The organism is Pseudocitrobacter vendiensis (assembly GCF_943590815.1).
Lineage (GTDB): Bacteria > Pseudomonadota > Gammaproteobacteria > Enterobacterales > Enterobacteriaceae > Pseudocitrobacter > Pseudocitrobacter vendiensis.
This window is the reverse complement of record NZ_CALSBS010000002.1, coordinates 89,145-110,368: the sequence shown is the minus strand read 5'-3', so window position 1 is coordinate 110,368 and position 21,224 is coordinate 89,145. Positions and strand designations below refer to the sequence as shown.

The following is a 21,224-nucleotide window of genomic DNA, read 5'->3' as shown; positions in this document are numbered from 1 at the left end:
AGGGTTAGGGTGAGGGGAAAGTGCGCGCTGAGCCCCTCACCCCGGCCCTCTCCCCAAAGGGGCGAGGGAGAAAAACGTGTACGACTTTAACTTTTTCGCAGTATTGCCGCCCTACAAAATCGTCTCTTCCGTCAAAATCCTGCGTGCGCCCAAAAAGTGATCCTGCCAGAAAGGTTCGGCTAATTGGCTTATCCGAATGGTTTCCCCCGTGCGTGGTGACTCGATAAACTGTCCGTCGCCCAGATAAACCCCCATATGATCGGCAATCTCGCGGCTGTGGATATGGAAAAACAGCAAATCGCCCCGGCGCAGGTCGTTGTTCGCCACAATCGTTGCCCGGCGGTAGTGGTACATCTCATTGGCCGTACGCGGGAGCTTCGCCTCGAGGATCTTGTTGTAGGCATAAAAAACCAACCCGCTACAGTCGAAGCCTTTATCAGGCCGCGTACCTCCCCAGACGTAAGGCTTACCAAGCTGCTGCTCCAGACGGTGAATCGCTACTTCGGTGATGTTATGCAGATGGTCGCTGCTTAAGAAATGGTTGTTTTCCGCCAGCGCCTGCCAATGTTTATCGCTCAACTTCAACGGTGCAGGGAACCATTCAGGATGCTGTTTTATCTGCTCCCGGTTGTGCTGGCGCAGCGCCCTTCTGCTTTTGGCATTGCCTTCCACAATGTAGCTCGCCTGTTTTTTTAGATGCACCTGGTACTGTTTTAGCAGTCTGGCACGGTTTTGCATACGCTGGCGGGCGGCGTAGCTGAGAGAGGTATGTTGTGCACCAGCAAACGAAACAGCAGGCAGCAGAATACACAACGTAAAAAGCCATTGCGGGAGGGAGACCGAAGACATAGCAAGCAAAACCGGGTAAAAAACAGGCGCTGAGTTTACCCAACCAATACAGAAGGCGGGGTTAATAATGGCTTATTAATACATTATTAACCCCAGTTCGCCGACGATTAAAACAGCGATTTCGTCGTCCAGATTCGGCTCTGCCAGCGGCGGTACATCAACGCGGCCCTCACGCCCTCATCAATAATGTACGCCAGCCATACCCCCACCAGCCCCAGCCCGGCGGAGATCCCCAGCACATACGAAAACGGCAGGCTGACAACCCACATCACAATAATCCCGCAGATAAACGGGAAACGCACATCCCCGGTCGCGTTTAACGAGCTGATCACGATGATATTGGTGGCACGCCCCAGTTCCAGCAAAATGGAGTACATAAACAGCACCCTGGCCATTTCAATAATCGTTTCGCTGGGTGTAAACAGCGCCATAATCGGCCTGGCAAACGTCGCCAGCAGCGCACTGACCAGCAAGGCAATCAACAAGCCTATTCGCCAGCTGCGGATGCCCTGGCGATACGCGGTATCCAGTTCCCGCGCGCCAATTGCCCGGCCAATGATGATTTGCGAAGCCTGGCCTATCGATATGGCAAACAGCGCCACAAACTGGCTGATGCTGGAGGCGTAGATTTTGGTGGTCAGCGCTTCGGTGCCTAGCAATGCGATAATGGCGGTTACCACCAGTTGGGAACCCGCATAGGATAAGTTCTCTCCCGCGGACGGTAGGCCATATTGCAAAATAGAACCGAGCATTTTGCGTGAGCACTGTTTCAGTTTCTGCCAGCGGAATCGATAACCAATGTACTTATTCAGCAACCAGACGCTCAGCGCCATCCCCACAATGTTGGCGATGCTGCTGGCGATCCCCACGCCGGTAACGCCCATATCCAGAAAGCTGAGCGGCCCGTAGAGGAACATGTAGTTGAGGATCACGTTAATCACGCTCACGGTAATCGGCACGACCATCGCCTGACGCACGTGACCGTGGGTACGCAGAATCGGCAGCATTGAGGAATAAAGCGCAATAATCACCGAACTGCCGCCGATAATCTGAATAAACGGTGCACCCACGCTGACCAACTGTTCACTCAACCCCAGTGCGCGCAGGAACCCCTCTCCAAAAATGATGAAGATAAAACTCATCACTACGCCAATGATAAACGCCACCACCAGTCCGTTAGTGATGACGTACTCCACGCGATGAAATTTTTGCGCGCCGATAAGCTGCGCCACGACAATTTGTACACCCACCGTTAAAAAGCCGTAAAAGATAACCGAGATAGCCAAAATCTGACTGGCAACACCGGTGGCGGCCACCGCTTCATCCGAGTAATGCCCCAGCATAAACACGCTGACGTAGTTCATCAGCAATCGCAGCAACTGTTCGATAAATATCGGCCAGGCCAATGTATATAGCCCGAGCCTGAAGGTATTTTCCTCGCCTGACATCGTCCGCCATCCCTGTTATTGAACATTTTTTAATTAGCAGTAGATGATGATCAACCATCTTTGTTGGCGCGGTCTACGGCAGGGTCAAAAATCAGAAAAGCGAACGCTGGTTGGAGGAGATAAGTGTCCGTACAGAGCAATAACGATCCTTTCACACAGACGGCGATTCGTACTATATTCAACGACATCTTTTTTAAGGGAGTGAACAGATGAAACGTACCTTGCTGGCAATGATCGCCCTGACAATGAGTGGCCTGGCGCTGGCGGATGAATGCAAAGACGCCAGCACCCAAAGCGAGCTGAATCAATGCACTGCTGCTCAGTATCAGGCGGCGGACAAAAAGTTAAACGAGACATATCAGGCGGCACAAAAGCGGGCACAGGAACCGCAGCGTGAGCAGCTGAAAAAAGCGCAGACAGCATGGATTGCTTCCCGTGACGCCGATTGCGAACTGCTCAGCTCCAGCAGCGAAGGCGGTAGCGTTCAACCAATGGTGCATAACCAATGCCTGACGGATAAAACCGCCGAGCGCGAAGCCTTTCTCTCTTCCCTTTTACAGTGCGAAGAGGGTGACCTGAGCTGCCCGCTGCCGCCAGCCAATACTAATTAACGGATGCGAATGCCTTCGATAATCATCTGCTGCACATTGTCGACCGTGCGCTGAAAGAAGGCTTCATCCTGCAATGTCGCGCCCGTAACCGCTTCCACCTGGGTGGCAAAATCCGCATAGTGCTGGGTGGTCGCCCAAATCATAAAAATGAGGTGATGCGGGTCAACCGGCGCGAGTTTTCCCGCATTCACCCACGCGGCGATAATCGCAGATTTTGCCTCGACCAGCGCTTTAAGATCGCCTGTCAGTTCGTTCATCAGCAACGGCGCGCCTTGCAGCATCTCAAGGCAGAAGAGTCGCGAAGCCTGTGGATAGTCGCGCGAGACCTCAAGTTTCAGCCTGATGTACTCTCTAATCGCCACCAGCGGGGCGAGATCTTCGCGAAACGCTTTCAATGGCGCCAGCCAGATAGCCAGAATTTGCCGCATCACGGCAACATAAAGGACTTCTTTCGACGGATAGTAGTAAAGCAGATTGGTTTTTGACACGCCGGCAAGCTCTGCGACCTGCTCAAGGCGCGTACCGTGAATGCCGTACTGGGAAAAAGTATTGAGCGCAGCCGAGAGAATGGCTTGTTTTTTTGCACTGACTGCCTGCGAGCGTTTTCCGCTTTTCTTTGTTGCGTCCTGAGCCATACGCCCTCTCCTGTTATTAGCCTCCACAGCATAGCAAAAGCGGGAGGCATACACAGGCGTGATACTTACGGCTCATGATTAAGTGATGCTTCCGTAGTCAGTTGTGACTTTTTTTTACGCTTAAACTTAAGTTCACTGACCAACACGCCAACCACGATAAAGGCCGCGCCCAGCAGTGCCAGCGCCGGTAAGCGTTCTCCAGCCAGTCGGCCAAAAATCCCTGCCCATACCGGTTCACCGGTGTAGATAACCGTCGCGCGCGTCGGCGACACGCTACGCTGCGCCCAGTTCATGGTCACCTGAATAATGGCGCTGAAAATCCCCAACCCCAGGGCCACTATCAGCAAGCCAGGCGATACCGGTGGCACACTTTCACCGGCAGGTACCATCATGGCAAATGCCACAATCGACGCCGTCGCCAGTTGAACAACGGTGACTCGCCGCACATCGACTTTCCCCGCCCAGGCGCTGATAAGAATAATTTCAGCCGCAATCGCCACCGCGCTGGCAAGCGTAATCAGCTCCCCCTGCCCGAGCGCCAGCAAATCGCCATTTGGCCCGGCAAGAAAAATCAGCCCGATGAAAGCCAGTACAATGCCCACGCAGGACATCAGCCCCGGCATTCTCCCTAAACAAAGCCACTGCAACAGCGGCACTAGCGGCACATACATCGCGGTAATAAACGCGGATTTACTGCTGGGAATCGACTGTAACCCCCAGGTTTGCAGGCTGTAGCCCAGCGCAATGGCGACACCAATCACGACGCCCGCTTTCAGTTCAAGCCGGGTCAGGCCGCGCAATGAGCGGGCACAAAGTAGCCCAACAGCGACCGCAGCCATCGCAAAGCGCACGCCCACGAAGAAGAATGGGCCACTAAGGGTGACGGCGTACTGTACTGCGAGAAAGGTTCCGCCCCAGAACATGGTGATGAGGATCAGGATAGCTTCCTGAGGTTTAACCGAAAATGCGTAGCGTGAGAAAAGAGACATGATGCCGCCCGAAAATCAAACAGCCTCACAGTGTGCAGTGAGCAAGGTCACAGTTCAACCCAATGAAGGGAAAATAAAAAGCCGCCGAATCCATCGGCGGCGGAGAGGGGTTACAGAGTGTATAAACACTCGCTACGGATTAACTCAGCCCTGTAAGAGGTTAGCTGTTGCGATTGCTACCATGGCTGTTTTTCCCTCCCTTTTTACCTGCTTCGGAGGCGCGCTGCGGGTCATTTTTAAAATTACCGCCGCTATGCTGGCCACCTTTACGACCTGCTTCTGATGCTCTGTCCCGGTCTTCAGCAAAGTTACCTGAACCACCACGATGATTTGCCATTTCTGACCTCCAGTTGATTAGACATCATATTGCATTACGTGAAATCAGGGAGTCATTCCCCCGCAGCACTGGCGTTGACCATTTTTTATGCTGCGTGGGATTAAGCTTAGTGGACTACGCTCAGTTATGGGCAGGAAGGTAACATTTTGTAATGGGTTTATGGCCGAAGCGTACCGTCACGATGGGTGCGGGCCATAATTAACTCTTATCGCAGAAGAAAAATGCATAACTGAAAGTGTGTCACGATGCTTCTGCCTGCCCCTCAAAGATAAGGGGCAGGTTGCCAGATAAACTTACTGCATGTTCTTAATCACTTTAACCGTATAACGCCCATCGGCCTGTCGATAAGCGCCGTGGATATCTGTTTCGAAACCCGGGTACCAGGCACCAATTTCGCAAAGCATCTGAATAAACTCGAGCGTAGGGCGATTCTCTTCAGTCAGCATCTCTCCAGGCATCACTAACGGCACGCCAGGAGGATAAGGCAGGATCATGTTTGCGCTAACTCGGCCAATCATCTCGTCGAGATAAACCTCCTCAATTTCACCATGCAGTTCTTTCTGGAAAGCTGCATGAGGGTTCATCGCCATTGTCGGTAAGGTTTCAAAAGCGCGGAACATCAGTTCCGGCAATTGATGCTGGCGAATAAGCTGATGAATACCGTTCGAGAGTTCCTGAATACGCATACCTGCGTAGAAACCAGGCTGCTGCTCATAGACGGATGGCAGCATATCTTTAACGAACGCATTACTATCGTAGTCGCGTTTGAAATCATTCAGTGCCCGGAGCAGGCTCAACGCTTTGGTTTTATTGATGCCAATACTGAAGAGGAATAACAGGTTATAGGGCCCGGTTTTCTCTACAATAATGCCATGCTGATCGAGATATTTCGCCACGATGGATGCCGGAATCCCCCGCTCTTCCATTTTGCCCTGTTTATCCATTCCCGGCGTTAACAGAGTGACTTTGATGGGGTCGAGGAACATATGCCCTTCATCGATATTTTTATAACCATGCCACTCTGCACCAGGCGTAAGATTCCAACAGCATGGTGCTAATGCTTCTCCTTCTGGCTGCCAGACGTCGAAGAACCAGCTCTCGGAGGACGCTTTAATCTTTTTAATCTCTTTACGGAAGCGAACTGCGCGCAGGATAGAATTTTCCATCAACCGTTTTCCCGCATTTCCTTTCATCATTGCCGCAGAAGTTTCAATAGACGCCACGATGCCATAATGAGGTGACGTGGACGTATGCATCATAAATGTTTCGTTGAAGGTTTCTTCTTCCACTTCACCTTTAATGTGAATCATGGATGCCTGGGAAAAGGCGGCCAGCAATTTGTGTGTAGACTGCGTTTCGTATATCACTTTACCTGGTACGCGCTCGCCGCTCATACCACAGAGGCCTTTGTAGATGGGGCTAAAGTTGGTATAGGGTACCCAGGCTGAATCGAAGTGGATGGATTTTACATCCAGGGTCTGTTTGATGTAGTCGGTGTTATAAAGCAAGCCGTCATAGGTGGAGTTTGTGATGACTGCATGCACCAGCCAGGTGGCGCCGGGGGTTTGTTTTACACGCGCTTCAATCGTTTCACGTGTAAATTCACTGCGCGGTATCCCACCTAATATCCCCCACGCATTTCGCGCTGGACGGAAATAGATTGGCGTGACATCGCTCATAATCATTAAATGGGTCAGTGATTTATGGCAATTGCGGTCAACTAAAATAGTGCTGCCCGCAGGTGCGGCGTACATGCCTACAATCTTATTAGCCGTCGATGTGCCATTTGTCACCATGTAGCTACGGTCCGCGTTAAAGGCATCAGCGATATAATTCTCTGCCTCGCGGTGTGGGCCTGAGTGATCAAGAAGCGAACCGAGTTCAGAGACGGAGACCGAGATATCTGACTTCATGGTATTTGCGCCAAAGAAGTCGTAAAACAGGCTGCCTACCGGGCTTTGCTGGAAAGCCGTTCCGCCCATATGGCCTGGCGTACAAAACGTGTATTTCCCTTCGTCAACGTAGCGGAATAGCGCTTTAGTAAAAGGCGGAAGAATCGCGTCAAAATAGGCATCAGTGCCTCGCTGAATACGGGCAGCAATCTCTTCGACGGCATCAAAGGCGTACTCGAAGAAATGAAGATTAAGGCCAAGAGCATCCACATCTATTTCGAACGGGTTGCGCTGACTCGAAAATGCATACATCGGCAGCTGCTCGTTTAAGCCAGAAATATTTTTGGGTAAGAGTACTGACCAGGTATCTCAGTCAAAAATAATGCCACAAACCTTTGCATTATTTTCGACCAGTTCCATGAGATCATCTACATCTTCTGGGTAGATAATACGATAATCTTTTGACACGAGTTTTTTATGTAATTCTTCTACAGGTGCTTCTTTTGCCAACACGCCAAAATGATTCATAATCGCGATTATTTTCATTTTCTTATCCCTGATAAGCCGTTACTGAACTTTCATCCTTTTTCTGTATAAACATTCCCCAGAATGTCCAGCCGGAGAATGTCACTAACGCACCTAACATCATGGCCTCTTCCCCCGAGGCATAGAGTGCGTAAAAGCTATAAATGGTGCCCAGCAGTGCAATGATAGTATTGGTTTTCATCTGCCCACCATGAATACCGGCCAGCTTTTGCATCGGTATTAATGCGGCCATTGAGAGTACATAAGGCACTAAATTTGTTACTACCGCCAGGTTAACTAAGCTATTAAATTGTTTATTCAACGAAGGGCTAATCGTCATTAATGCTAATAGTGTTTGCACACCCCCTAAGATAATCATGCCAATAACTGGCGCATCTTTCGCCGTTACACGCGAGAACACCCCCGGGAAATAACCAATATCTGCGGAAGATTTAAAGACCTGAGCGACGGTAAACTGCCACCCCAATAGCGAACCAATACAGGCCAGCGCCATCAGGAACATCACCACACTTCCAACTACGGGCGTAAACATCGAGGCATAGGCCAAACCAAACGGCGCCGTCGAGTGCAGGAGATCAAGGTTTGGAACAATTCCGGCGATAACGTTTGTAGATAAAATATAGATTACGGCACAAACCAACGTACCGCCAAATACGGCGATAGGCACGTTTTTCTGCGGATTTTCAACGGCATCCATATTCGCGCAGGCTGACTCAAGGCCAAGAAATGCCCACAGCGTCATGGAGATTGACGTTGATATTGCAGAAAAGAAATCCATATTATTAGGATTCCAGGCGCTAATATAAAGTGATGGACTAAACCAGAACCAACCGATCACACATAGCCCAACAACAGGAATAATGACGCCCCACACGGTAATGGAACCAATCTGCCCCGTAATTTTTGCCCCGCCGAAATTAAGCACGGTGGTAATCCACAGTACGGCAATGGTCGCAATGCAAACCTGGACAGGCGTAAGCTCAACACCAAATAAAACCGTCCCATAACCTACAGCAGAGATAGCAATTGCAATATTGGCAATTAATAGACTTATTGCGTAGGTATAGTTAGCAATAAAGTTACCCGATTTCCCAAACGCATATTCGGCGTATCCTCCCATCCCACCACTTTTCGTACTAAATAAACCACACTTCGAAAATGCCCATGCGAGAGCAAGCGAACCAAACGCCGTTACCAGCCAGGACAATATTGACATTGTCCCCACTTCCGCAAGCTTTGTCGGTAACATAATGATGCCTGACCCCAGCATGTTCACTGCGGTTAATATGGTCAGATGCATTACACCCATTTTATTCCCGGGATTACTCATAATGACTTCTCTTTATAATGAAATTATAATTTCCTTGAATACGACACATTTTATTTACGCCAACAGTTTCGCTACGTCATAAAACGCTCCTTGTGAGAAGGGATTAATTCATTAAGGAAGGGGGATTCGCGGCAGTGTTCACGGTATTGGGATAGCGACTGGGCCAGATTTTTTCCGGCGTAAGACCCAACGCGTCGGCGATAATGCGTTCCGCTTTGGGATAGGCACGTGAGAGCGCGTTCTTAAGGGTGTCTGGCTTGAGGCCTGAGCGAACAGAAAGTTCGCGAATAGAAACGCCCTGTTTATGAAGTGCTGCAACAATATCTACCCTGTGCCAGTCAGCACGATCTTCATTTGTGACCATATTTGGATTACCCTCTTCTATTACCCCATGGGTTAACCCCATGAGGTGAATTCAATATGATGATGCTGGCACTAGCATTGATCTCTTTTGAGATAACAGAAAGGACTAAACGCGATTTTTGTGAGTTAAATCGTACTTTACTGATCTCTATATGAGTCATTCGCAGAGCTCAATGACGATGGACGGATAAAAATGAGTAATGAAGAGCGGCATATTGATGAGAAGGATGACCTGATTTCTTTAGCAGACAGGTTGCGGTACCTGATTGGCAATCGAAGCACCCGTGCTGCAGCAAAGGCCTGGCAACTCTCCTACTCTACGCTTAACAACTACATGACACGCGGCACAGAACCTTCTCTCAGTGTGGCGGCCAAAATTGCCGAGCTTGAGGGCGTTTCGATAGAATGGCTTGCCTGGGGATACCGTGAAGACGCCTCAGTGCAAACAGAAGAAAAACCGGCTATTTACCACGTCAACAGGCCTGAACAAGCACGAAATGAACCGCTCCAGATGGCCTGGATGATGGTGTTCAATTCGCTCGACAATGTTGAGCAAGAAGCGCTGTTAAGACTGATTCACAAAGAGGGGATAAAAGGCATTTTGCGTGAGTCGGATCAACGTCATTCTCTGGCGCAGGCCATCTCCCAACTCGACGAGGCCCAACGAAACGATTTCTATACTCAGGCACTCGCATTGGCGACAGCACTAAAATCTGAAAAGTAGCAGAGAAGATTAAAAGTGAAATGATCTCTATGGAGATCATTTCACTTGCAATAACGCTCACCCTGGCAGTACAGTACGCGATAGCGACCACTGCCCAGGAGGCTACGAGTATGGAAACTTCAGATAACGAGCAAACACTACAAGATGAATTTAGCGTTCGATCACAGAAGCTCGCACAGCTTCGTCAATCCGGGAATGCTTTTCCTAACGACTTTCGCCGTGATGCGACATCGCAATCTCTGCATCATCTTTATGATGCATTCAGCGCAGAAGCACTTACCGAACATAAAATAAGCGTTTCTGTCGCAGGGCGGCTGATGACCCGCCGGGTGATGGGAAAGGCGGCATTCCTTACGCTGCAAGATATGGGGGGAAGAATTCAACTCTATATAAGCGCTAAGGGCCTTAACGCCGACCGCTACGACGCGCTTCTCAAACTCATCGATCAGGGTGATATCCTTGGTGCATCGGGCGTGTTGTTTAAAACCCAAACCGGTGAGCTTACCCTCGACTGCAAAGACTTACGCCTCCTCACCAAGGCCGTTAAACCCTTACCGGATAAATTTCATGGCCTCACTGACCAGGAGCGTCGCTATCGTCAACGTTATCTGGATCTGATCGCCAATGAAAAAACGCGCAATACTTTCAAAGTGCGTTCACAAATCATGTCCGTGATTCGCGACTTTATGAATGCGCACCATTTTATGGAAGTCGAAACGCCCATGATGCAGCTCATTCCAGGCGGCGCATCGGCTCGGCCATTTATTACGCGTCATAATGCGTTAAACCAGGATATGTTCCTGCGTATTTCTCCCGAACTTTACCTCAAACGCCTGGTGGTAGGCGGCTTTGAGCGCGTATTCGAAATCAACCGAAACTTCCGCAACGAGGGTATTTCACCGCGCCATAACCCTGAGTTCACGATGATGGAACTCTACATGGCTTATGCCGATTACAACGATCTGATAGCGCTGACAGAAGCGCTGTTCCGCCAGATTGCAAAGGACGTTACGGGCGGCACAGAAGTGACGTATGGCGAGTGGTCCTTTGACTTTGGCAAACCGTTTACCCGTTTGACGATGAAAGAAGCTATCGTGAAATATGGCAGCGATATCCAGGCTGAAGCACTGGATTCACCTGAGTCAACGCGTGCGCTGGCGCAACGTCTGGGGATTACACCCGAGGCGAGTTGGGGACACGGGCGCATCATCACGGAAATCTTTGACGTGGTGGCGGAAAGCCATCTGATTCAACCCACCTTCATTACCGAATATCCGGCCGAAGTTTCACCACTGGCGCGGCGTAACGATAGCGATCCCGAGATTACCGATCGCTTCGAATTCTTTATCGGTGGGCGAGAAATTGGCAATGGCTTCTCGGAACTGAATGATGCTGAAGATCAGGCTGAACGTTTTATGGCGCAGGTTGCATCACGCGATGCAGGCGATGATGAAGCGATGTACTACGACGCGGATTATGTCACGGCACTGGAATATGGATTACCGCCCACGGCAGGGCTGGGGATTGGTATCGACAGGATGGTAATGCTCTTCACAGACTCGCCAACTATCCGCGATGTCATTCTCTTCCCTACCCTGCGTCCAGTTAACTGAGCTGTCGCAGGAGGATGCGAATTGTGCAATGTGGTATTGCATTTCAGCGCCAGAACCGGGTGTATTTGCAGCCTTAACGAGCATGGAGAGTTCATCATTGGCACATTGATATCCGGTGAAAAACCCGTTTCGGGCGATCTGTTGGTCAGCGATCATAACGCCAATGGGCCTGCCCGTGTGTTCAACGTCACCCGGGACAGCAGGTTCACAATGGATATTCACTTTCGTACTTGCTCGGAAGTGTGCGCCCGTCACTGGCTTAAAACACGCGGTGTAACACTCTAACAAAAACGCGGGCATTTTTGCCCGCGAATCGACTCTGACAGTCAGGTTCGGGTGCTCTTGTTGCACATCTATTAAACAGAAGATTTCAAAACATTAACAGAGAATCTTTATTTTACATTCAATCACATGCGTCATTGTTACAAATCAAAGAAATGGCTCTAAAGTTTGCACTCCTGTCGACACGGCTTATCTTTAAAGGAGGACAGCGAAAAGCTGTGTAACGATAAACCGAGGAGTGTTGCAGATGGCAAAAGTTCTGGTGCTTTATTATTCCATGTATGGACACATTGAGACGATGGCCAAAGCCGTCGCAGAGGGTGCAAATAAGGTTTCGGGTGCAGAGGTTGTCGTCAAACGCGTACCGGAAACCATGTCACCGGAAGCTTTCGCTAAAGCGGGCGGTAAAACGCACACCGCACCGGTTGCCACGCCACAAGAACTGGCAGAGTACGATGCCATCATCTTTGGTACCCCGACTCGCTTCGGTAATATGTCCGGGCAGATGAGAACTTTCCTTGATCAAACTGGCGGCCTTTGGGCCTCTGGTGCGCTGTACGGCAAAATCGGTAGCGTATTCAGCTCTACGGGTACCGGCGGCGGTCAGGAGCAGACGATTACCTCAACATGGACTACTCTTGCTCATCATGGGATGGTGATTGTTCCTATCGGCTACGGCGCGCAGGAACTGTTTGATGTCTCCCAGGTTCGCGGCGGTACGCCATATGGCGCGACCACCATCGCGGGCGGCGACGGCTCACGTCAGCCGAGCGAAGAAGAACTCGCGATTGCCCGCTATCAGGGTGAACATGTCGCCGGGCTTGCGGTTAAGTTAAAAGGTTAATCTTCAGCAGGAGGATTTCTATGCCTACACAAGAAGCAAAAGCTCATCACGTAAACGAATGGGCGAGCTTGCGCAACACCTCACCGGAAATCGCTCAGGCGATTTTTGAGGTGGCCAAATATGATGAAAAACTGGCCGAACAGATCTGGGAAGAAGGCAGTGATGAAGTCCTCGCCCTGGCGTTCAGTAAAACCGATAAAGATTCCCTCTTTTGGGGCGAGCAAACCATTGAACGTAAAAACGTTTAATGAAATTGCAGTGTGAATGACAAAGGCTCCCGATGGGAGCCTTTTCGTTATAGGTGAGTGCGTTCGTGCTGATGCCCTCACCCCAGTCCTCTCCCACAGGGAGAGGGAGAAAATCTGGAGCGCGCGGGAAGTCCCCTGGCCCCTTCGGGGAGAGGGGAAAACAACCGAACGCCCTACTTCACCGCGTCCTTCATCACCGCTTTAAACGTCTCCATCGGGCAGAAACCGTTGGCATCGACCGGGCAACCGTTCAGCGCCAACGTCACGCGCTGTGGTGGCGATTGCAGCGTTAATGCCTGCGCGTCGCGAATTTGTTTCGTGCTTTGGTACAGATACTCAATCTTCATCAAATCACGATTGCCCTTCGCGTCATGCCAACGCTGGAAAACAATCTTTCCGCCAATCGGCGTGCGTTCATACTGATCGTGCAACTGGTAAGGTTTGAAATCGAGCGCAGTCAGTAGCGAGGCGATATTGGAGTCATGCCCCACCATCAGCGTCACTTTGGCGGATTTGTCCGCATCCGCAACCAGCGCGTTATTGATATATTTCACCAGCGGCGCAGCGACATTTTGCGCCACCTCTTTAGAGGTAAAGAGGCTGTCCTGATAACCATTCTTCAGCTGCGACAACACGCGCCACTGCTGGTCGGTTTTGATTTTACCCCACGCCACCTGATCTTGCGGGAAGCCCTCGTAGTACTGCAACGTAAAGGCGTCCACCAGCGAGTTACCCACCTTCAACGGCCCGGAAACGCCCGGCTCTTTCTGGTATTGCGCGCTGAAACTGTCTTTCGCTCCATTCAGGTCGCATTGCTGTTTTTCTTTGCAGCTCGGAGACTGGCGGTAATCGGCGATTTGCTCCAGCAGCTTATAGCTCTCGTCGAGATGCATCTGCTGGCGCTCTTTTTCCATCGCCTGTACGGCCTGCTGGCTGAACTGCGCAGAATCGACGGTGATCACCGGGTTAAAAGTCGGGTCCATGGTCCCCATTTCAGCCTGATGATGAACCGGGATATCACACCCCGGAAACGCACCCGTGATAAAGAATTGCGCCGTCGCCACCGTACGCTGCAGACTATTTGCATACGCATAAACCGTGTTATCTGTTGGGCACTCGCCAGAGGTCACCATCCCCTGCTGCGCCAGCCATTCACGCATGTAATGGCCCATATAGATTTCCAGCACGCCGCCTTTGGTGGTGAGTTGCCCACCAGGGACATCCCATTCCGGCCAGCTTTGCGGAGTGGATTGTTCCAGCACGCTGCCATTATTGGCGAGCGGTGCGCGCAGGTTGTGCCGACTCATAATCAACACTTGCTGGAGCTTGTATCCCTCCGGGGAGGTCTCCGCCTGTGCGGCAATGGAGGTTAATAGTGTCGTCGCCACCGCGACGGCCAGTACGGCTTTTTTCATCCCTCAATCCTCTTTGCGTGATAACCCACCGCTTGATTGTGACAGTGATGTGACAATTTTCCGGGGGTTAGCTCGCAAAGCTGGGATTAAGCGCGTAATTTCATCACGTTGATGAATAACGACCAGGCTGCCAGCGTTTCGCCAGCAGCCCCAGCGCGGCGCACAACAGGTAGTACACCAGGCCGACAAAGATAAATATCGCCATCGGATAGATTTGCACCCGATTGTTCACCTGCCCGGCGACGGTGGTCAGTTCCGGCACGTTGACGATAAACGCCAGCGAGGTATCTTTCAGCAGGCCGATGAATATCCCCAGTAGCGACGGCATGACGTTTTTCAGCACCTGCGGCAGCAGGATAAAACGCAGGCTCTGCCCGGCGCTAAAACCTTGCGTCAGTGCAGCTTCATATTGCCCTTCGGAGAGGGAACGCAGCCCCGCCAGTACCGAATGCATCACCGATGCGGCCGTGAACCAGGCCAGGGCCAGCGTGACCGTCAATGCGCCGGGTAAATCACTGCCGGTCAACATCGGCAACAGATACCAGAGCCAGAAGATGACGAAAATCAGCGGAATACCGCGAATAATTTCCGCCCACAAATAGAGTAGCTTGCGTACCACACCGTCGTAGCGCCAGGCCAGGCAGGCGAGAACAATACCGCCAGGCAGCGCCAGCGCCCCAGCCCCTAATGCCATCATCAGCGTCAATACTACGCCGCCGGGTTCGCCGTCCATCAGGCGGCCCCAGAGTAAATAATCCAGGTTATCAATAATGACCGCCAGATTAGCGTCCATCTTCAACGCTCCTTGCTCTCTTCAGCGTGACGTTTTTCACCCGTTTCGCGCTGCCCACTGGCGATGGGCCGAAGCGCGTGAACAGTAAACCCAACACGATCCCGGTGAGAAGATACAGCCCCGTGCCGACCGCAAAGGCTTCCAGCGCATGGGCGTTATAACTTTCAATCTGGCGCACCTGATAGGTCAGCTCGGCGAAACCAATACCGCTTGCGAGGGAGGAGAGTTTCATCAGATTGAGATACTGCCCCACGATCGGTTGCCAGGCGTTCGCCAGCCCCTGTGGTAGCAAAATATGTCGCAACATTCCCCACGTGCTAAAACCCTGTGCCAGCGCCGCTTCCCGCTGACCCTTCGAGACGCTATGCAGGCCCGAGGCCGCTTCTTCAATCAAGAACGCCGAGGTAAACACGCCGAGCCCCCATGCAGAACAGAGAAACTCCGGCGTTAGCCACCAGACATCGCCCGGCAGAATAGACCAGCCGTGGTCGTCATTGACGAAATCCCGCACGCCCTGCGGCAGCAGATTCCACGCGGCGAAATACCAGAACAGAAGCTGCACCAGCAGTGGCGTATTGCGAAACAAAGACACCCACGCGGCGGTGAAGCCTCGCCCCACGCGTCCGCCCGCCAGACGTAGCGCCAGAAAAAGAATCGCCAGCAGACTCGCCAGCACAATACCTGCCAGCGTTACCCACAGCGTGGTCAGGAACCCTGAGAAGATCCATTGCAACGGCTGCCCGCTCAGCACGCCCTGCCAGTCAAATAAGTGTGTCACTCAGCACGCTCCTGATGCAGCGGGTCGAGCACTTTTTGCAAGAACCGCACGGCGCGGGGATGCTGCGGCCTCGTAAAGAACGTCGCAGGCGGCGCAACTTCCAGCACATCACCGCCGTCGATAAACACCACCCGGTCGGCGATTTCACGCGCAAACTGCATTTCGTGCGTCACCACAATCATCGTGATGCCGCTGTGCGCTAACGTCTGCATGACCTGTAACACTTCGCCGATCATTTCAGGATCCAGCGCCGACGTAGGCTCGTCGAACAAAATTATCTGCGGTGAGGATGAGAGCGCGCGGGCAATCGCAACGCGTTGTTGCTGGCCGCCGGAAAGCTGCGAGGGCATATGGTCAGCTTTCTCTTCCAGCCCGACCTTACGCAACAGCTCCAGCGCCCTGATTTCGGCTTTAGCGTGTGTCCAGCCATGAACTTTCTCCAGCGCCAGCATGATATTTTGTCGAGCCGTTAGGTGCGCGTAGAGATTAAATTGCTGAAAAACAAAGCCAATACGACTACGTAACTGCCTTAGCGCGTTACCCGTAAGTTGAGAAGTCGCTTTACCGTCAATCAGAATTTCACCCTCGCTCAGGCTTTCCAGCTGATTAATCAGGCGAATCAACGTGGATTTCCCTGAACCCGATGGGCCCAGGATCGCCACCACTTCACCGGAGTGAATCGTCAAATTGATACCGTTCAGCACGCGATGGTCGCCATAGCTTTTCACTGCATGACGAAATTGCACGCTCGCCTGCTGAAGATGGGAGAAATCCGCGGCCTTTGCCGCGGAACGCGGAAATAATGCCGACAACATACTATTTTGCTTCAATGGTGAATGAACGTGGCTGCGGCGCTTTGGTCGCGGGGCCAAACCAGGCGTCGTAAATTTTTGCTGCTTCGCCCGTTTTTTCCAGGCTTACCAGTTCATCATTCACCGCTTTTAATAGTGCGGGTTCGCCTTTTTTCACACCGACGCCAATTTCTTCTTTACTCAGTAAATCCGGGATGATTTTGAATTTCGCTTTATCCGGCGCTTCGCCAAGCAGGCCGGCCAGAATGGTACTGTCCTGGGTTATCGCCTGCACGTTGCCATTACGCAAGGCGGTGAGCGCCAGCGGGATATCGTCATAGGAGAGCACCCGCGCCTGCGGATAACGCTGATGTAGCGTCTGTTCGCCGGTGGTGCCTTTTACCGCCCCAATGCGCGCTTTGCTGTAATCATCCAGTTTATCGCCAGACGCCGCTGGCACCAGGAACTGCTGCCCGGTCACAAAATAAGGCGTCGAGAAATCAATTACCTGAGCACGCTCCGGGGTGATGGTGATATCCGCGACGATAAGGTCCGCCTTGCCCGATTGCAGTAGCGGAATGCGGTTAGCCGGGTTGGTCGCCACCAGTTCCAGTTTCACGCCCAGTGATTTTGCCAGGGCTTTAGCAAAGTCAATGTCATACCCCACCAGCTCATGCGTTTTGGCATCGACTGAGCCAAACGGCGGATTGGCGTCGAAAGTTGCCACTTTCACCACGCCTTTGGCTTTAATATCCGCCAGTTGATCGGCCTGCGCCGGAATAACCGCCAGCGTACTAACGGCCAGCCCCACGAATATTGCCAGCTTCTGTGCGGTGTATAATTTCAGTGCCATAGTTTTTCTCCGATATCCCTGTTTTTGTTGTGTGCTGTTACGCTCCCATAAGCTTTCGTTCTCACCAAATAACGAATCTTTATTATCAAGAGCAAAAAAATATTAGTGAAAACATTGTTGTATGAAGGTGAATAAATTAACAAAGCCTAATGCCAGTTTTTGCAAAAGGTCAGCCAATATTGTTATTTCATCTTTTATTCAGAAGCGGTTTTACTGATTTTATTCCGTCAAAAATAGTCTGGGGTAAAGAATGAAAACGATGCTGACTGCGCTTTTAAAACGTCTGCAACAAATATGGCTGGGGACGGATGAACATAGTGCTGAACGCGTTATCGAGTCTGTGTTACCCGTCGCCAGCCTGTATGGTGTGGATGTCGCCAATATTGAGCCGGAGTGGTTCCGTGACCAGGCACGCTGAGAAACGTCTTATCCGCGAAACCTACTGGAATGAACTGTGCGCTCACCATGCTAACTGATTAACCGCGCCTCCTCCTGAGACGACGGTCAATTTCGCGCTATTCGTGAATAGCAATCCTGTCCGCTACTTGCTCCGCCAGACGCAACAGCTCCCGCGTCATCGGCGCCGAACTGCGCCTGATGCGCTGCGCTTATCAGGCCTACGGGTTTTGAGCCCTGTAGGCCGGGCAAGCGAAGCGCCCCCGGCAATGGCGCCGAACGTCGCCTGATGCGCTGCGCTTATCAGGCCTACGGGTTTTGAGCCCTGTAGGCTGGGCAAGCGAAGCGCCCCCGGCATTGGTGACAAACTTCGCCTGATGCGCTGCGCTTATCAGGCCTACGGGTTTTGAACCCTGTAGGCCGGGCAAGCGAAGCGCCCCCGGCAATGGCGCCGAACTGCGCCTGATGCGCTGCGCTTATCAGGCCTACGGGTTTTGAACCCTGTAGGCCGGGCAAGCGAAGCGCCCCCGGCAATGCCGCCGAACTGCGCCTGATGGCGCTGCGCTTATCAGGCCTACGGGTTTTGAGCCCTGTAGGCCGGGCAAGCGAAGCGCCCCCGGCAATGCCGCCGAACTGCGCCTGATGCGCTGCGCTTATCAGGCCTACGGGTTTTGAGCCCTGTAGGCTGGGCAAGCGAAGCGCCCCCGGCATCGGTGACAAACTTCGCCTGATGGCGCTGCGCTTATCAGGCCTACGGGTTTTGAGCCCTGTAGGCCGGGCAAGCGAAGCGCCCCCGGCATCGGTGCCAAACTTTGCCTGATGCGCTGCGCTTATCAGGCCTACGGGTTTGAGCCGCGCCACCGGCAATCAATCACACCGTACCAATTCGCCACTGATATCCCGGCGGCGTGCCGTTCACGGCGTAATCCCCCACGATGCGCGCCTTGTAAACGCGTGGGTTATGCGAGACCAGTGTGCGGGCATTGCGCCAGTAGCGATCCAATCCCTGCGCAGAGGACGTGGCCGATGCGCCAAGGGCATCAAAAAGACGCGTCACCGCATCCAGAATTAACGCTGACACCACGGTTTGCCCCTGGGCAATAGCCAGTTCCGCCTGTTGATTGGCGCGATCCGCCGCCTCGGCCTGGCCGATAGCGTCAAACGCCTGCTGCAAGGTACGGGCACCCTGCTCCACAATCGCATTCGCGCCATACACCGCGCTGTAGACCTCACCTACGACCTGTAAGATTTGCGGGTCGTGCGCCGCGCGCGGTCCGTTGCCGTGGGAGTAGCTGCGCGTGCGGGTCCGCACCGCCTGTGCCACATCCTGTGCCGCGGCAAGACCAATGCCAGTTAAGGTCGCAAGATGCACCAGTTGATAGAACGCAGGATCGTAGGACGTCGCTGATTCATGGCGCGTCAACTCTTCCGCCTGCACAGGCGCATCAACAAACAGCGTCGTGCCGCTGGCTGTCAGGCGCTGACCGAATCCGTCCCAGTCATCTTCTACCGTTACCCCTTCAGCGTAGCGATTCACCACCACATTGACCCATACCCCCTGTTCATCGCTGACGCCAGTGTTGATCCAGTCGGCATACAGCGACCCGGTGGTATAATATTTTTTACCGTTTAGTCGATAGTGTTCCCCTTCGCGCACGATCTGTGAGGTAAACGTTCCCTGCTTCGCGTCCCCCGGTTCGCTCCACGCATTGCCTACCCAATCCCCCTCGGCGAGTCGGGCAAACCAGCGCGATTGCTTTTCGACATCCGCAGACGCCAGTACGCTTTCGACAAAACCAAAGTGACCACGCAACGCCTGGGTGATATTGGAATCAGCGGCAGAAAGCTCGGTCAGTAGCGCAAAAAAGTGCGGCAAACTGGCACCATAGCCACCTGCCGCAACCGGCACGCGCAGCGCACCGAATCGCGCAGCTTTAAGCCACTGGAGCGGTTCAAAAAGCAGTTCTCGCTGCTGCTCACGGGCCTGCGCGCCTTCACGGATGCGCGCAAACACAGGGCGAAAGGTTTCTGCCAGCGCGGTATATTGCAGATCGTTATCATTGCTGTGTAGCGCCCAGACTGCGGTCATAGTTTTACCTCTTGTTTGAAATCGTCGGTATAGCGGGCAGGATCGCGGTACGCGTTCGCCGGATGGCTTTCCGGCAGCAGCGGCCCCCGGCCAAACATTTTTTCACGCAGCGTTTTTCCCTGTGGATAATGGGTTCGGTAAACGCCGCGCCGTTGCAGTTCCGGCACCAGCCACTTCACCACATCATTAAAGGTTTCATGCGCCACAACATACGAAAGGTTGAAGCCGTCCACGTCGCTCTCCTCTACCCATTGCTGAAGCTTGTCCGCGACGGTTGAGGCCGATCCCACAAACACCTGGCCCAGGCCACCAATGGCGCCATAATCAGCAAGATCGTTCAGCGTCCACGAGGTATCGCCCGCCGCAAAACGCGCCACCAGCCCGGATGCCGGTTCCGGTAATTGTGGATACGGCACATCATGCGGTAGCGCAGCGAGATCAAGCCCCGTCCAGCCCGAGATTAACGCCAGCGCGCCGGGGCGAGAGATATAGCGCTGATACTCCTCATATTTTTGCTGTGCTTTTTCATCGGTCTCTTCCACAATCACCGTCACCAGGGTGTAGACCAGCACATCGCTTCCCTGCCGCCCGTTGGCGATAACCTGTTCGCGCAGGGACGCGACATAACTCTTCAAACCGCTCAGGGTGTGAGAGTTCACAAACACGCTCTCGGCGTGGCGAGATGCAAAGTTAACGCCCGCTCCGGACGACCCCGCCTGAAAGAGCAGCGGCGTGCGCTGGGGCGAGGGTTCACTCATCTGCACGCCCGGCACGCGGAAATGTTCACCGTGGTGGCGAATGGGATGCACTTTTTCGGGATGGGCAAAAATGCCCTTTTCCTTGTCGCGCACTACCGCAGCCTGCTCCCAGCTGCCTTCCAGCAGCTTATACACCACTTCCATGTATTCTGCGGCGCGCTGGTAACGCGCATCGTGCTCCAGCAGGGCCTGTTGCCCGGTGTTGCGCGCCCCGCTGTCGAGATAAGAGGTCACGATATTCCACCCCACGCGCCCCCCGGAAAGATGATCGGCCGTCGCCAGACGTCGGGCAAAGGTGTACGGATGCTCATAACTGGTGGAAATAGTTACGCCAATCCCGAGATGTTCGGTGACCATTGCAACAGGCGCTATCAGTTGTAAGGGATCGTTAAGCGGGATCTGTGCGGCATCGCGCAGCGCTGCTTCTGTATTGCCGCCGTAAACATCGTAATAACCAATCACATCAGCGATAAACAGGCCGTCAAAAAGCCCGCGCTCCAACAAACGGGCAAGCTCAGTCCAGTAGGACAAATCCTTATATTGCCATGAGCGATCGCGCGGGTGTCGCCACAGCCCGGAAGCCTGATGCCCGACGCAATTCATCTCAAAGGCGTTCAGTCGTATCTGTTTTTTCATCAAG

At 52.8% G+C, this 21,224-nt stretch carries 20 protein-coding genes and 1 pseudogene; 6 read left to right on the top strand and 15 right to left on the bottom strand.

Annotated elements, in window-relative coordinates:
• Positions 1-111: 111 nt before the first annotated feature.
• Positions 112-849: a C40 family peptidase gene (locus tag NMC31_RS02845; RefSeq protein ID WP_253896896.1), complete on the bottom strand. Its 738-nt coding sequence runs from the start codon at positions 847-849 to the stop codon at positions 112-114.
• Between the two features lie 107 nt (positions 850-956).
• Positions 957-2,297 (bottom strand): MATE family efflux transporter, encoded by a 1,341-nt coding sequence (locus tag NMC31_RS02840; RefSeq protein ID WP_253896895.1) that lies wholly within the window; start codon positions 2,295-2,297, stop codon positions 957-959.
• A 209-nt stretch (positions 2,298-2,506) separates the two neighbouring features.
• Here NMC31_RS02840 and NMC31_RS02835 point away from each other — a divergent pair, with 209 nt between their 5' ends.
• Positions 2,507-2,908, top strand: coding sequence for a lysozyme inhibitor LprI family protein (locus tag NMC31_RS02835; RefSeq protein WP_253896894.1), 402 nt, complete (start codon positions 2,507-2,509; stop codon positions 2,906-2,908).
• Here the strand turns inward: NMC31_RS02835 and rutR are convergent.
• The 6 genes and pseudogenes from rutR to NMC31_RS02805 form a co-directional block, all read right to left on the bottom strand.
• Positions 2,905-3,543, bottom strand: coding sequence for an HTH-type transcriptional regulator RutR (gene rutR, locus NMC31_RS02830; protein ID WP_253896893.1), 639 nt, complete (start codon positions 3,541-3,543; stop codon positions 2,905-2,907). The two genes, NMC31_RS02835 and rutR, sit on opposite strands and share 4 nt — an antisense overlap.
• Positions 3,544-3,608: 65 nt before the next feature.
• On the bottom strand, positions 3,609-4,532 hold the full coding sequence (locus NMC31_RS02825; RefSeq protein WP_253896892.1) for a DMT family transporter: 924 nt from the start codon (positions 4,530-4,532) through the stop codon (positions 3,609-3,611).
• Between the two features lie 160 nt (positions 4,533-4,692).
• A complete protein-coding gene (locus NMC31_RS02820; protein WP_015964929.1) occupies positions 4,693-4,869 on the bottom strand; it encodes a con-10 family general stress protein in 177 nt (58 codons plus the stop codon).
• A 293-nt stretch (positions 4,870-5,162) separates the two neighbouring features.
• Positions 5,163-7,307, bottom strand: a pseudogene (gene cadA / locus NMC31_RS02815) (lysine decarboxylase).
• Positions 7,308-7,311: 4 nt separating this feature from the next.
• A complete protein-coding gene (potE, locus tag NMC31_RS02810; RefSeq protein ID WP_253896891.1) occupies positions 7,312-8,637 on the bottom strand; it encodes a putrescine-ornithine antiporter in 1,326 nt (441 codons plus the stop codon).
• A gap of 103 nt (positions 8,638-8,740) precedes the next feature.
• The gene (locus NMC31_RS02805) at positions 8,741-9,001 is read right to left on the bottom strand and encodes a helix-turn-helix domain-containing protein (RefSeq protein WP_149461678.1); all 261 of its coding nucleotides are present in this window, start codon (positions 8,999-9,001) and stop codon (positions 8,741-8,743) included.
• A gap of 192 nt (positions 9,002-9,193) precedes the next feature.
• On the opposite strand from NMC31_RS02805, the gene NMC31_RS02800 reads away from it, so the two are divergent.
• The 4 genes from NMC31_RS02800 to NMC31_RS02785 all read left to right on the top strand — a co-directional run bounded on the left by NMC31_RS02800 (position 9,194) and on the right by NMC31_RS02785 (position 12,711).
• Positions 9,194-9,724: a helix-turn-helix domain-containing protein gene (locus NMC31_RS02800; RefSeq protein WP_253896890.1), complete on the top strand. Its 531-nt coding sequence runs from the start codon at positions 9,194-9,196 to the stop codon at positions 9,722-9,724.
• Positions 9,725-9,834: 110 nt separating this feature from the next.
• The gene (gene lysS, locus NMC31_RS02795; protein WP_301544320.1) at positions 9,835-11,337 is read left to right on the top strand and encodes a lysine--tRNA ligase; all 1,503 of its coding nucleotides are present in this window, start codon (positions 9,835-9,837) and stop codon (positions 11,335-11,337) included.
• 529 nt (positions 11,338-11,866) lie between these two features.
• Positions 11,867-12,463 carry an NAD(P)H:quinone oxidoreductase gene (gene wrbA / locus NMC31_RS02790; RefSeq protein WP_015964935.1) on the top strand — a complete coding sequence of 199 codons (597 nt, stop codon included), beginning with the start codon at positions 11,867-11,869 and terminating at the stop codon, positions 12,461-12,463.
• Positions 12,464-12,483: 20 nt separating this feature from the next.
• Positions 12,484-12,711: a YccJ family protein gene (locus tag NMC31_RS02785; RefSeq protein WP_015964936.1), complete on the top strand. Its 228-nt coding sequence runs from the start codon at positions 12,484-12,486 to the stop codon at positions 12,709-12,711.
• A 173-nt stretch (positions 12,712-12,884) separates the two neighbouring features.
• On the opposite strand, the gene agp is transcribed toward NMC31_RS02785, so the two are convergent.
• The 5 genes from agp to NMC31_RS02760 all read right to left on the bottom strand — a co-directional run bounded on the left by agp (position 12,885) and on the right by NMC31_RS02760 (position 17,341).
• Positions 12,885-14,126 (bottom strand): bifunctional glucose-1-phosphatase/inositol phosphatase, encoded by a 1,242-nt coding sequence (gene agp / locus NMC31_RS02780; protein WP_253896889.1) that lies wholly within the window; start codon positions 14,124-14,126, stop codon positions 12,885-12,887.
• 103 nt (positions 14,127-14,229) lie between these two features.
• Positions 14,230-14,919, bottom strand: coding sequence for an amino acid ABC transporter permease (locus NMC31_RS02775; RefSeq protein ID WP_149461644.1), 690 nt, complete (start codon positions 14,917-14,919; stop codon positions 14,230-14,232).
• The gene (locus tag NMC31_RS02770; RefSeq protein ID WP_253896888.1) at positions 14,909-15,697 is read right to left on the bottom strand and encodes an amino acid ABC transporter permease; all 789 of its coding nucleotides are present in this window, start codon (positions 15,695-15,697) and stop codon (positions 14,909-14,911) included. Before NMC31_RS02770 ends, NMC31_RS02775 begins: the two co-directional genes overlap by 11 nt.
• Complete coding sequence (locus tag NMC31_RS02765; RefSeq protein WP_253896887.1) at positions 15,694-16,512, bottom strand: amino acid ABC transporter ATP-binding protein; 819 nt, start codon at positions 16,510-16,512, stop codon at positions 15,694-15,696. The genes NMC31_RS02770 and NMC31_RS02765 overlap by 4 nt, the downstream gene beginning before the upstream one ends.
• A gap of 1 nt (position 16,513) precedes the next feature.
• Complete coding sequence (locus tag NMC31_RS02760) at positions 16,514-17,341, bottom strand: ABC transporter substrate-binding protein (RefSeq protein ID WP_253896886.1); 828 nt, start codon at positions 17,339-17,341, stop codon at positions 16,514-16,516.
• A 250-nt stretch (positions 17,342-17,591) separates the two neighbouring features.
• On the opposite strand from NMC31_RS02760, the gene NMC31_RS02755 reads away from it, so the two are divergent.
• A complete protein-coding gene (locus tag NMC31_RS02755; protein ID WP_253896885.1) occupies positions 17,592-17,759 on the top strand; it encodes a hypothetical protein in 168 nt (55 codons plus the stop codon).
• An 849-nt stretch (positions 17,760-18,608) separates the two neighbouring features.
• On the opposite strand, the gene NMC31_RS02750 is transcribed toward NMC31_RS02755, so the two are convergent.
• Both NMC31_RS02750 and NMC31_RS02745 read right to left on the bottom strand, forming a co-directional pair.
• Positions 18,609-19,826, bottom strand: a complete 1,218-nt coding sequence (locus tag NMC31_RS02750) for an acyl-CoA dehydrogenase family protein (protein WP_253896884.1) — start codon at positions 19,824-19,826, stop codon at positions 18,609-18,611.
• Positions 19,823-21,220, bottom strand: a complete 1,398-nt coding sequence (locus NMC31_RS02745; protein ID WP_253896883.1) for an LLM class flavin-dependent oxidoreductase — start codon at positions 21,218-21,220, stop codon at positions 19,823-19,825. Before NMC31_RS02745 ends, NMC31_RS02750 begins: the two co-directional genes overlap by 4 nt.
• Positions 21,221-21,224 lie beyond the last annotated feature (4 nt).